Here is an 11,915-nt window from a genome sequence, read left to right as displayed (position 1 = left end):
TGGAGTGTTTCCGGTGTCCAGGCGCCCCGAATCTCCGTCGACGAGGGTGCTTTTCCTCTCCTTTACACTGATGGCATGTACAGGGAATCTTCGAAACTCAACACTTCGGTCGGTCTGCTGACCGTCGGCCTCGTGCTGCTCGTATCGAGTTTCGTGCTCCCCTCCGGATTCGTACGGGGCGCCGCCTGCGGTGCCGGTGTCGTGATGGCTCTGGTGGCGGCAGTTCGCATGGGGCGCGGCCCGGAGCGCGCACAGCGGCAACCGGAGAATTCCGGGCCGTGACGCAATGCGCGCAAGGGCTGTCGATATCGCATGGGGCCCTGCGACGTGTATCGCGTGATCCAGATGGGGCGGCACGAAGTCAACTGCTCGTCGTGCCAATTAGTTGACCAGGTCTTCCTGAGAAGTCACAGCCAGAGCGGCTGCTATCGGATCAGTCATGGAGTCAAGTCTTCCTTGCTCACGCATTCTTGACCGCTGTCTCGTGAACAAGGGCGACCGTCAAGGCTCGGAGTGGATTCGCCGAGTGTCATCTCGCGGCGGGGCGGTGGCGCGCCCCGGTCCCGCCAGCTTCTCCAGCCGCGGCACGAGGGCGGCGGGGGCGGGCAGGGCTGCCGTCTCGGCGCGGATCTCGGCTGCCACGGCCAGCATCTCGCCGTCCGCGAGCAGGCGGCGCAGCAGCGCGGCGTCCACCGCGTCCGGGGTGCTGACCAGGGCGGCGCCCCGAGCGCGCAGAATCCGCGCCACCTCGAAGTCGTCCGCGCCGCCCGGCAGCACCAGATGGCGGACGCCCGCACCGAGCCCGGCCAGGGTGGTGCCGTTGCCGCCGTGGTGGATCATCGCGGTGCAGGTCTCCAGCAGCGCGGTCAGCGGCAGCCAGCCTTCGGCCCGTACGTTGGCGGGCAGTGCGCCCAGCGCGGCGGGGTCGGCGTCGCCGAGCGCCAGGACGAACTCGGCGTCCACCGCTCCCGCCGCTTGGACCACCGCCCGCAGCTCGCCGACGCCGTTCAGCTGCGGGCGCAGGGTTCCGAGGGTGACCGCGACGCGCGGGCGGGGCGGGCGTTCCAGCAGCCAGGGCGGCAGTACCGCGCCGGTGGTGTAGGGGAGGGCCCGCATGGGCCAGCCGCCCAGGTCGTACGTGGCGATGCTGGGCGGGCGGGTGTCGACCGTCGCGGCGATCGGGGGCCGTCCGGCCAGGCCGTGGCGGCGGTACGCGGCGGCCAGCCACGGCCCGAACCGGTCGCTGATCTGCCGGAAGTGGTGGCAGCTGATGGTGTGCTCGACCGCCGGCACCCCGAGCACGGCGGCCACCAGCGGTCCGGCGCCCTGGAGTTCGGTGTGCAGGACGAGGTCGGGCCGCCAGGACCGGGCCACCTCGACCGTCCGGTCCACGGTGGCCTCGGAGGTCCGGGCGAAGAGTTCGGCCGCCAGCGTGACGGCCTCGGGCGAGTCCGTACGGAAGCGGTCGAAGGTCATCCGCCGCTCGGCCAGCAGCCGCCCGAAGATCTCCTCGGTGTCGGCGCCGGGCGCGGAGTCGAAGGCGTGCAGCCCGGCGCGCGCCACGAGCGCGCCGGAGGCGCCGGGGGTGGCGAACAGGACGTCGTGCCCCGCTGCGCGCAGCGCGTGCGCCAGCGCGATGGGCGGGAAGACGTGCCCCGCTCCGTGGGACGTGGTCACCAGGACGCGCATGATGCGGTTCTCCCTCGTTCGGGCCGGACGGATGGCGTGGTCAGTGCGCCGACTCGACGGCCTTGCGCAGCGCGGCAGCCACCGTGCGGACGTCGGCGTCGGCGAGCCCCGGATGCAGCGGCAGGCACAGGGTTTCCGCGGCGGCCTGTTCCGCGCCGGGCAGGTCCGGGCCGTCGGCCCCGTAGGCGGGGACCTTGTGCAGCGGCGCGTAGCGGAAGGTCGTGTAGATGCCGTCGCGGAACAGCGCGGACGCCACCTGGTCGCGCAGGCGGGCGGCCATCTGCACCCAGTAGAGGAAGTACGAGGACGTGTGCCCGGCGGGCAGCCCGGGCGGCACCCGCACCGCGTCGAACCCGGCCAGCTCCTGGTCGTACAGGCCGACGATCTCCTTGCGGCGGGCGATGAACGCGGGCAGCCGGGCCAGCTGTACGGCCCCGATGGCCGCGGTGAGGTCGTTGCCGATCTCCCTGCGGCCGGGCTCCGGGACGTCCAGCTCCCACCAGCGGCCCGAGACCTGCGCGGAGCCGAGGCCGGTCGGCCGGACCAGACCGTGGTACGCCAGCCGCCGTGCGCGGACGGCGAGTCCGGCGTCGCGCACGTGCAGCATCCCGCCGTCGCCGGTGGTCATCACCTTGGCCGCGTCGAAGCTCCACATCGCCAGATCGCCGAAGGTGCCGGCGGCCCGCCCGCCGACGCGCGAGGCCACCGAGCAGGCGCAGTCCTCGACCAGGGTGAGCCCCGCCGTACGGCAGCGGTCCGCGATGCGCGCGATGTCCCCGGGGTAGCCGCCGTAGTGCAGCACCACGACCGCTTTCGTGCGGGAGGTGACGGCGGCCTCGACGTCCTCGGCGGACGGGTTGAGGGTGCGGGAGTCCACGTCGCAGAAGACCGGGCGGCCACCGGCCCGTACGACGGCGTTGGCGGCGGCCACGAAGCTGGGCGAGGGCAGCACCACCTCGTCGCCGGGCGCGAGATCCAGCAGTTCGGCGGCGAGGAACAGGCCCGCGGTACCCGAGTTGACGAACAGCACGTGCTCGGGACGGGCGCCGATGTGGTGGGCGAAGGCCGCCTCGAACGCCGTGCTGCGCGGTCCGTGGCCGAGCCAGCGGTCGGTGAACACGGCGGCGACGGCGGCCAGTTCGCCGTCGCCGGCCTGTGGCTGGAAGAGGTCGATCATGCCGGGTCCTCGCATCCTCGAAGGGGCGTTCCTCGACGGCGAGTCTCGTGCGGGCCGGGAGGGTGCAGAAGCGGGGGACGCGGGCCCGAACGGGCCACGGCCGGTTCAGGCCACGCGAAGTGCCTTTCGCGCGCGCGGCGGTGGCGGAAAAGTCATGGGTGGCAGCGCGATGTCGGCCACGACGTGGAAAGTTCTTGAACTCTCAAGTACTGTCGCTGTCACCGCGCCCGGGCCGACCGGTCCGGCGCGTCGCCATCCGGAGAGGAACCATGACGTCCCAAGCCGTCCACGCGTCCGGTCCGACCACCGACGACGCCCCTGACGACACCCGGCCCTGGACGACGGCCGCAGCCGGACCCTTCGGCGTGCTGATCACCGCGACCGGGCCGGACACCCCGGTCACCGCCGTCCCCGTGCCGTGGCTGCGCGAGCTGACCCGGCGCCACCACCTCGTCGCCCTGCGGGGATTCACCGCTCCGGCCGACGCCACGGCACTCGACGCCTACGCGCGCACCTGGGGCGAGGTGATGGAGTGGCCGTTCGGCACGGTCTTCGACGTACGCGCCCACCAGGACCCCGAGGACCACGTCTTCGACACCGGCTTCATGCCGCTGCACTGGGACGGGATGTACGTCGACTTCGTGCCCGAGTTCCAGGTCTTCCACTGCGTCGCGGCGCCCGGCGCGGCCGAAGGCGGCGGCACGCTCTTCTGCGACACCACCCGCGTCCTCGCCGACGCGGACCCCGAGACCCTGGAGCGCTGGCGCGGACTGACCCTGCGCTACCGCAACGCCAAGGTCTCCCACTACGGCGGCATCGTCGTCTCTCCCCTGATCGAACCGCACCCCGACGCCGGATTCCCGGTCATGCGGTTCCTGGAACCGGTGCCGGACGGCGAGCACATCATCAACCAGCCGGACGTGAGCGTCGAGGGGCTGGAGGGCGAGGCGGCCGCCGCCGAACTGGCCGCCGTCCGCGACGCCGCGTACGACCCCCGGCACGTGTACGTGCACGCCTGGCAGCAGGACGACATCGTCATCGCCGACAACTACACCCTGCTGCACACCCGCGTGCCCTACCGCCGCGGACTGCCGCGCCACCTGCGCCGCGTCCACGTCCTGGGCGACCCCCCGCTGCCCAGCCACATCCACGACCACCGAGGCGCCACCGGGGCCGAGACCGGGGCCGACACCCAGCGAGGGACCGCATGACCGTGACCTACGAGCAGCACGCCGAGCCCGGGGAGCAGGCGGAGGACGAGGGCGACGCCGCGTACGCGGCCCGCACGGAGCAGTACTGCGCCCGGATCCTGGACCTGCTGCTGCCGCACCACCGGCCCGCCGGCGCGCCGGCGGACACGCGGGACGACGGGGGCGACGGCGCCGACAGCGCCGAAGGAGCCGAGGGACGCAGCCACGACAGTCACCGGCCCGGGCAGTGCTTCGCCGAACAGCTTGCCCAGATCCGCGGCTTCGTCGCCCGCCGCGAACCGGTGCTGCTGACCCTGCCGGCGTTCCCCTGCAAGTCACCCAACCCCGCCAAGGTCGCCGGCCACCTCCCCGACCTCGGCGAACTGCTCTCGCTGCGCTTCCTGGACGACCTGTGCGCCGCGATCGACGCGGTCTACCCGCCCGGCGCCCGGCTGCTGATCTGCTCGGACGGCCATGTCTTCGGCGACCTCATACGGGTGCCGGACGCGCACATCGACGCGTACGGCAAGGCACTGCGCGACATGATCGACGCCAACGGCCTGCGGCACATCGACACCTTCGGCCTCGACCAGGTCTACGACGGCCACACCTACGACGAGAAGCGCGCGCTGCTGGAGAAGGACTACGCGCAGAGCGTGGAGGAACTGCGGGCCGAGGTGCGGGCCGGCGGACCGGCGCTCAGCCACTACCGCGGCACCATCCGCTTCCTGGTCGAGGACACCGCGGAGTGGACCGGCTCCAAGGCCCAGTTGCAGCGGGAGTGCCGCAGCCGCGCGTACGGCGTGCTGCGGCGCAGCCGGGCGTGGGGCGAGCTGATAGCCCACCACTACCGGCAGACCGTACGGCTCTCCATCCACCCGCAGGCCTGCGGCTCGGCGAAGTTCGGGATCGCGCTGCTGGAGTCGGCGGACAACTGGCTCACGCCCTGGCACGCCGTCGTCGTGCAGACCGGCACCGACCGCTTCCGGCTGATGAAGCGGCACGAGGCGGAGCGGGTGGGCATCCCGGCGGGTCCCAGCTGGCGCCCGAGCCACTACATCGCGTCGGAACTGCTCGGCGCGGCGAGCTGACCGTCGCGCCCGGGGTGCGGGCGGTCCGCCCACCGTCCGCACACCGCCGCGCAGGCCGCGAGCAGCACCCCGGCCAGGCACCAACTGGCCAGCACGTCCAGCGGCCAGTGGTAGGCGCGGCGCACCAGGCCGATGCCGACCGCGAGGCCGAGCAGCCCGGCGGCGGCCGCGAGCGCCGGGCCGTGCGTCCGTCCGGGGCGTGCGGCCCACGGGGCGGCGAGCAGCAGGGCCACCGCCCCGTACGCGGCGGCCGCCGTCGCCCCGTGCCCGGACGGGAAGAATCCGGCGTGCGCGCCGCCCGCCATCTCCGGCGGGCCCGGCCGGGCCAGCCACGTCTTCACCGGCACCACCAGCGCGGGCACCACGGCCATCGTCACCAGCGCGGCCAGCGGCGGCAGCCACCAGCGCGCGACGGCCGCCCGCCGTCCGCGCCAGGCGGCGAACAGCGCCGCGAGTACCAGCACCGGCAGCGCGACGACCGTGTTGCCGAGGTCGGCGAAGAACTCCGCCAGGGCGTTGGGCACCGGGCTGTGCACGACGGCGCGGCCGAATCGTTCGTCCAGCGCGCGCAGCGGACCGTCGGAGGCCACCTGCCAGGTGAGGAACGCGAAGAGCGCGGCGCACAGGACGCCCACCCACAGGAGGGGCCGGAAGAAGAAGGTCGGCCGCCTCGGAACAGGGGGGGTGGTTCCGAGGCGGCCGCGCTGACCGGAGCGCCGCGCGCCCCGGGGGGTCTGGGGCGGGCGGCCGTCCGATCGGTGAGGATTTCCGGGGCGCGCGGCCCCGGAGTCGTGCGCGAAGGCACGGCTCGGCCGCAGCTGGGGAAGCGTCGGCCGGGCGTCGCCCACAGTCCCCTGTGGGCGGGGTGTTTCTCTCATCTGCAGAAACCGTACGGCAGGGAGCCGGGGCCGGACAGCCGGATCACCTGCCCGCCATGGGCCCCGCACACATTCTTCACGACCCGCCGCCGGTTACCTCAGGTCACACCGTCGCGAGCGCACTCTCGATGATGTCCAGGCCCTCGTTCAGCAGGTCCTCGCCGATGACCAGCGGCGGCAGGAAGCGCAGCACGTTGCCGTACGTGCCGGTGGTCAGCACCAGCAGGCCCTGCTGGTGGCAGGCGGACGCCAGCGCCGCGGTCGCCTTCGGGTTCGGCTCCTTGGAACCGGACTCCACCAGCTCGATGGCGATCATCGCGCCCCGGCCGCGTACCTCGCCGATGATGTCGTACTTCTCCGCCATCGCCGCCAGGCGCGGCTTCATGATCTCGCCGATCCGCCGGGCCTTGGCGTTCAGGTCCAGCTCACGCATGGTCTCGATGGAACCGAGCGCCGCCGCGCAGGCCACCGGGTTGCCGCCGTAGGTGCCGCCGAGGCCGCCCGCGTGCGCCGCGTCCATCATCTCGGCGCGGCCGGTGACGGCGGCCAGCGGCAGGCCGCCCGCGATGCCCTTGGCGGTCGTGATCAGGTCCGGGACGATGTTCTCGTCCTCGCACGCGAACCACTGGCCGGTACGGCAGAAGCCGGACTGGATCTCGTCCGCGACGAAGACGATGCCGTTCTCCTTCGCGAACTGGGCGATGGCGGGCAGGAAGCCCTTGGCCGGCTCGATGAAGCCGCCCTCGCCGAGCACCGGCTCGATGATGATCGCGGCCACGTTCTCCGCGCCGATCTGCTTGGTGATCTGCGAGATGGCCTGGTCCGCGGCCTCCTTCGCGCAGTTCTCCGGGCCGGTCAGCCAGCGGTAGGGGTAGGCCAGCGGCACCCGGTAGACCTCGGGCGCGAACGGGCCGAAGCCGTGCTTGTACGGCATGTACTTCGCGGTCAGCGCCATCGTCAGGTTCGTCCGGCCGTGGTAGCCGTGGTCGAAGACGACGACCGCCTGGCGCTTGGTGTACGCGCGGGCGATCTTGACGGCGTTCTCCACGGCCTCGGCGCCGGAGTTGAACAGCGCGGACTTCTTCGCGTGGTCGCCCGGGGTCAGCTCGGCGAGCTGCTCGCAGACCTCCACGTACGGCTCGTACGGCGTGACCATCACACAGGTGTGGGTGAAGTCCGCGAGCTGCGCGGTGGCGCGGCGCACCACGGCCTCCGCGCTGTTGCCGACCGAGGTCACGGCGATGCCGGAGCCGAAGTCGATGAAGGAGTTGCCGTCGACGTCCTCCAGGATGCCGCCGCCCGCGCGCTTGGCGAAGACGGGCAGCACCGCCCCTACGCCGCCGGCCACCGTGGCCTGCTTGCGGGCCCACAGCTCCTGGGACCTGGGGCCGGGGATCGCGGTGACGACGCGACGCTCCTGGGGGAGGGCGGGGCCTCCGGACAGTTCGGTCATGGCAGTCTCCTGGGGGTGGAACGGGACGTACTGAAAGACGTACTGAAGGGGTTGTGCTCGCAGGCTAGGGGGAGGAACGGGGCGTCGGCATGTTCCGTTCGGGAGAAGTGCGCGTGTTGCGTTGTCCGCACCGGACATAGCGGCGCGCCGCGGCCAGTAGATTGAGCGGCGGCAATGCGCGGGAACAGCAGGGCGCACGGGCGGAACCGTTTCCGTCCCGCGCCCGGACGTCTCTAGGGCCTGTCGTCACATTCCCGTCGTTCCGCCCGGAGGGCGGGCCGCGCGGCGTCTGGTGCGTGCGATCGCAAGGCGCCGGGGCGCCCTCGTAGCGGAGCTACGCGGGTGTTTCGGCAACGCTGCGAGCGTGCGTGCCAGGCGTCGCGCGGCAGGCGGGAATGTGACGACAGGTCCTAGGGGGACGAGGGGCACCGGATGGACACCGAGGGCACGCAGCACGACGCACCGCACACCCGCACCGACCACCCCGTACCCCGCCCCACGGCGCCACCGGTCCCGTCCGCACCACCGGCCCCGAGAGTTCCGCCGGTGCCGCCGGCCCCGCCCAGCGCCCCCGAGGACGGCACGTTCCTGCGCTGGCTGCGCGCCCCCCGCCGGGCCGGCGCGCCCGGCATCTGGACGTACGGACACGTCCCCCGGCCCGCGGAGAGTCCCGACCGGGTGCCCACCCGGCAGCTCGTCACCGGCGCGCTGATCTCGTTCCTGTGCGGCTGGCTGCTGTGGTCACTGCTCTGGAACGGCTACCTCGGCCCGTACTGGATCTACCCGCTGCTGCTCCTGACGCCCGACTCCTGGCGCTCGGCCGGCGGCGATAAGATGATCTTCGTCTGGCTCACGTACTTCTACTACGCGCTCTTCCTCGCCCTCCTCGCCGTCGTCTTCGGACGCCTCGGCCGCTGGCCCGAACTGGGACGGCGCTGCCTCGGCCCCGTACTGCGCCGCGCCCGGGCACGCCGCCCCGACGCCGTCCCGGAGCCGCAGGAGGACCGCGCCCGGTGGCCAGACCTGCGCGCGGGCGGCGCGCCCGACGCCGCCGACAAGCTCGCCGCCGAGGCCCTCGCCGGACGCATGAACGACGTCGACGTGGCACGCATCGAACGCGCCTGGCACTCGGTGCGCTCCGGCAAGAACTCCCTCGCCTCCTTCACCGACACCGTCCTGCGCCACGGCGCCGCCGCCTGCCCCCACCCCTCCGGCCGGCGCGACCTGCCCGCCCGTACGGCCCACCACGACCTGCTCGCCCACCAGGTGCGCATCGGCACCGCCACCAACCACCCGCGCAACCCCCATCAGCACCGCGGTACGGGCTTCGCCCTCGACCCGGCGCTGCTCGGCACCTCCCTGCTGGCCGTCGGCCCGCCCGGCTGCGGCAAGACCACCCGCGTGGTGCGGCCCGTCGTGGAGGCCATGTGCCTCCAGGCGCTGGCCGGACGGAGCGCGGTGGTCGCCGTCGGCGCGGCCGGCTCCGCCCTCGGCCCGGACGAGGCCTTCGACGTGATCGTCCGGATCGGTGCCCCCGAACCCGACTGCGACCTCGACCTGTACGGCGGCACCACCGACCCCGACGAAGCGGCCGGCATCCTCGCCGAAGCCCTCGTCGGCGACCTCGCCGCCACCCTGCCCGGCGGCGACAGCCGGCGCGCCGCGACCGCGCTCGGCCAGCTGCTCGGCCCCTACCGCGCCGCACACGGCCGCTTCCCGTCCGTACCCGAACTCCGCGAACTCCTCGACGGCTCGGACACGGCGCTCGCCGCGCTGCGGACCGCTCTGAAGACCACGGAATCACACCCGCAACTGCGCGAACTCGACGCCCGCGCACGGCAGTCCGGGCGCCCCGGCGACATCGGCGACCTCCTCGCCGACCGCGTCGCCCTCCTGGACCGCCCGGCCTTCGCGCCGTACTTCCGCCCCGAGGGCGGCGACCACCAGCTGTCCCTGCGCGCCCTCGACCGCCCGCTGCGCGTCCGCGTCGACCTGCCCGAACGCGGCCACGCGGAGGCGTCGCGCATCCTGGCCCGGCTGGTGCTCGCCCAGTTCACCGAGTGCGCGGCCGCCCGCGGCGACCGCTCGCTCTTCGCCTGCCTGGTCCTGGACGACGCGGCGCACACCGTCACCGCCGAATCGCTGCGCGGCCTGCAACGGCTGCGCGCCGCCAACGCAGGCGTCCTGATGACCCTGCGCTCCCTCGACGACGTCCCCGAGGCGCTGCGCAGCGCGCTGCTGGGCGCGGTGGGCTGCCGGATGGCGTTCGCGGGTGTGACGACCTGGGACGGGGCGCGGTTCGCGGAGGTCTGGGGCAAGGAGTGGGTCGAGACGCGGGACGTGACCGACCGCCAGATCATCGCCGAGGGCGCCGCGATGAAGGCGTTCCACCTCTTCCGCCACCTGGTCACCGGCAAGGCCGCCACCGCCAAGGCCGTCACCGTCCGCACCGTCGAACGCGAACGCTGGTCCGCCTCCGACCTGGCCAACTCCGTCCCCCCGGGGCACGGGGTGCTGTCGGTGACGTCGGTACGGGGGGAGCATGCGCCGCCGGTGCTGGTGGATCTTCGGGGATGAGGCGGGCCGGAGCGGTCCGGTCACCCCTCCCGCACCACCCCCGTCGCCGTGATCTCCACCAGCTGCCCCGGGTAGCCGAGGACCGTGACGCCCACGAGCGTGGACGTGTGCGGGCCCGTGGAGAGAGCCGAGGAGCGGACCTCCTCCCAGGCGGTGGTGAGGTCCCCGGAGGCGGTGGCGACCACGTAGACCGTGCTGGCGATCACCTGGTCCAGGCCGCTGCCCGCCGCCTCCAGCTGGGCGGCGAGATTGGCGAGGACCTGGCGGGTCTGGGCGGCGCGGTCGCCCGGGCCCACGAGATCGCCTTCCGCGTCCAGCGGGACGGCGCCCGCGCTGAAGACCAGGCGCTCACCCGCCTCGACGACGGCGGCGTGCGAGTAACGCGGGGGTGGGAACAGAGCGGGCACGGTCGTGAAGCGGGCCATCGGGGCTCCTTCGGGGGCTGACTGCGGTGGTCCGTACCGGTCGGTGCCGATCAGCTCATGGCGGGGCCGGGCGCGTCCACCGGATTTAGCCGGCCGCCGCGGGGCCCGCGCCCGTACGGGCGTATCCCCGGACGGTCTCACCCCCGCACCCCTCCACTGAGGCAGAATCGGCAGCGACCGTTCATACGGGACGGCGCAGCGCCGGCCCGCCGACAGCCAGTCCGCCCGCCGACGCCCCCGAAGGTCCCATGCCGCACACCCTCGCCTCCCTGGCCCACCACTCCGCGCTCAAGCTGACGGTGCTCGCGGGCGGGGACCGGCTGGACACCCCGGTGCGCTGGGCGCACGCCAGCGAGCTGATCGACCCGGTGCCGTACATGGAAGGCGGCGAGCTGCTGCTCATCACCGCCCTCAAGCTGGACGCCGAGGACCCGGAGACGGCCCGCCGGTACGTGCGGCGCGTCGCGGGCGCCGGGGTCGTCGGGCTCGGTTTCGCGGTCGGCGTCAACTACGAGGACGTGCCGCAGGCGCTGGTCACCGCCGCCGCCGAGGCGGAGCTGCCGCTGCTGGGCGTGCCCCGCAGCACCCCGTTCATCGCCATCAGCAAGGCCGTCTCCGCCGCGGTCGCCGCCGACCAGTACCGCGCCGTGACCGAGGGCTTCGAGGCGCAGCGCGAGCTGACCCGGGCCGCCCTCGGCACCGAGGGCCCGGCCGAGCTGCTGGCCCGGCTCGCCGCGCACCTCAAGGGCTGGGCCGCGCTGTACGACGCGTCCGGCACGGTGGTCGCCGCGGCCCCCGACTGGGCCGCCCGCCGCGCCGCCCGGCTCGGCGGCGACGTGGGGCGGCTGCGTGAGCGCCCGGCCCCCGCCAGCTCCGTCGTCAGCGACGCCGAGGGCGACGACCGGGTCGAGCTCCAGTCCCTCGGCACCGGCCGCCGTGCCCGTGGCGTCCTCGCGGTCGGCACGGGCGCGCCGCTGGGCACCGCCGAACGCTTCGCCGTGCACTCCGCCGTCGCCCTCCTGACCCTGACCACCGAGCGCTCCCGCGCCCTTCAGGAGGCCGAGCAGCGGCTCGGCGCCGCGGTGCTGCGGATGCTGCTGGCCGGTGAGCCGGACCACGCGCGGGCGGTCGCCGGCCGGCTGTACGGCGGGCTCCTGGACGCGCCCTTCAGGGTCGTGGTCGCCGAGCCGGTCGCCGCCGACGGCGCGGAGCCCGGTGACGCGCCGCCCGCCCTGGACGCCCTCGCCGACACCATGGAGTCGGCGGCGGCCCGTACCGGCGAGGCGGTGCTGGCCGTACCGGAGGGCGCCCGGCTGGTGGTGCTGGCCGCCGACGGCGGGGCCGCCGTCGAGGCGTGCGCCGAGCACGCCGCCGTGGCCGAGGCCCGGTACGGCGGGCAGCCGCTGCCGCGCGGGCGCGCGGCGCGGGCCGAGGC

The 11,915-nt window shown here is 74.0% G+C and carries 10 protein-coding genes; 5 read left to right on the top strand and 5 right to left on the bottom strand.

What is annotated here, in order from left to right:
* Nucleotides 1-75 precede the first annotated feature (75 nt).
* On the top strand, nucleotides 76-282 hold the full coding sequence (locus tag JXZ78_RS02705) for a hypothetical protein (protein WP_157851443.1): 207 nt from the start codon (nucleotides 76-78) through the stop codon (nucleotides 280-282).
* A gap of 219 nt (nucleotides 283-501) precedes the next feature.
* Here the strand turns inward: JXZ78_RS02705 and JXZ78_RS02700 are convergent, their stop codons facing one another.
* Nucleotides 502-1,689 (bottom strand): nucleotide disphospho-sugar-binding domain-containing protein, encoded by a 1,188-nt coding sequence (locus JXZ78_RS02700; protein WP_050501984.1) that lies wholly within the window; start codon nucleotides 1,687-1,689, stop codon nucleotides 502-504.
* Between the two features lie 40 nt (nucleotides 1,690-1,729).
* Nucleotides 1,730-2,866, bottom strand: coding sequence for a DegT/DnrJ/EryC1/StrS family aminotransferase (locus JXZ78_RS02695; protein ID WP_030017340.1), 1,137 nt, complete (start codon nucleotides 2,864-2,866; stop codon nucleotides 1,730-1,732).
* A gap of 269 nt (nucleotides 2,867-3,135) precedes the next feature.
* Between JXZ78_RS02695 and JXZ78_RS02690 the strand changes: the two genes are divergently transcribed.
* Both JXZ78_RS02690 and JXZ78_RS02685 read left to right on the top strand, forming a co-directional pair.
* The gene (locus JXZ78_RS02690) at nucleotides 3,136-4,077 is read left to right on the top strand and encodes a TauD/TfdA dioxygenase family protein (protein ID WP_050501983.1); all 942 of its coding nucleotides are present in this window, start codon (nucleotides 3,136-3,138) and stop codon (nucleotides 4,075-4,077) included.
* Nucleotides 4,074-5,147, top strand: a complete 1,074-nt coding sequence (locus JXZ78_RS02685) for an isocyanide synthase family protein (RefSeq protein ID WP_030017338.1) — start codon at nucleotides 4,074-4,076, stop codon at nucleotides 5,145-5,147. The genes JXZ78_RS02690 and JXZ78_RS02685 overlap by 4 nt, the downstream gene beginning before the upstream one ends.
* On the opposite strand, the gene JXZ78_RS02680 is transcribed toward JXZ78_RS02685, so the two are convergent.
* Both JXZ78_RS02680 and gabT read right to left on the bottom strand, forming a co-directional pair.
* Entirely contained in the window at nucleotides 5,111-5,782 is a 672-nt protein-coding gene (locus JXZ78_RS02680; protein WP_033036989.1) for a phosphatase PAP2 family protein, read from the bottom strand. The two genes, JXZ78_RS02685 and JXZ78_RS02680, sit on opposite strands and share 37 nt — an antisense overlap.
* 346 nt (nucleotides 5,783-6,128) lie before the next feature.
* Complete coding sequence (gene gabT / locus JXZ78_RS02675; RefSeq protein WP_030017336.1) at nucleotides 6,129-7,478, bottom strand: 4-aminobutyrate--2-oxoglutarate transaminase; 1,350 nt, start codon at nucleotides 7,476-7,478, stop codon at nucleotides 6,129-6,131.
* Nucleotides 7,479-7,910: 432 nt separating this feature from the next.
* On the opposite strand from gabT, the gene JXZ78_RS02670 reads away from it, so the two are divergent.
* Nucleotides 7,911-10,055 carry an ATP-binding protein gene (locus JXZ78_RS02670; RefSeq protein ID WP_030017335.1) on the top strand — a complete coding sequence of 715 codons (2,145 nt, stop codon included), beginning with the start codon at nucleotides 7,911-7,913 and terminating at the stop codon, nucleotides 10,053-10,055.
* 20 nt (nucleotides 10,056-10,075) lie between these two features.
* Here JXZ78_RS02670 and JXZ78_RS02665 read toward each other — a convergent pair whose 3' ends face one another.
* Nucleotides 10,076-10,480, bottom strand: coding sequence for a RidA family protein (locus tag JXZ78_RS02665; protein ID WP_030017334.1), 405 nt, complete (start codon nucleotides 10,478-10,480; stop codon nucleotides 10,076-10,078).
* A gap of 248 nt (nucleotides 10,481-10,728) precedes the next feature.
* Here JXZ78_RS02665 and JXZ78_RS02660 point away from each other — a divergent pair.
* Nucleotides 10,729-11,915 (top strand): PucR family transcriptional regulator ligand-binding domain-containing protein (locus JXZ78_RS02660; protein ID WP_238782637.1); only part of this gene is annotated, 1,187 nt, incomplete at its 3' end.

The organism is Streptomyces monomycini (genome assembly GCF_022271435.1).
In the GTDB taxonomy this organism is placed as follows: domain Bacteria; phylum Actinomycetota; class Actinomycetes; order Streptomycetales; family Streptomycetaceae; genus Streptomyces; species Streptomyces monomycini.
This window is presented reverse-complemented; position numbering and strand designations above follow the sequence as displayed.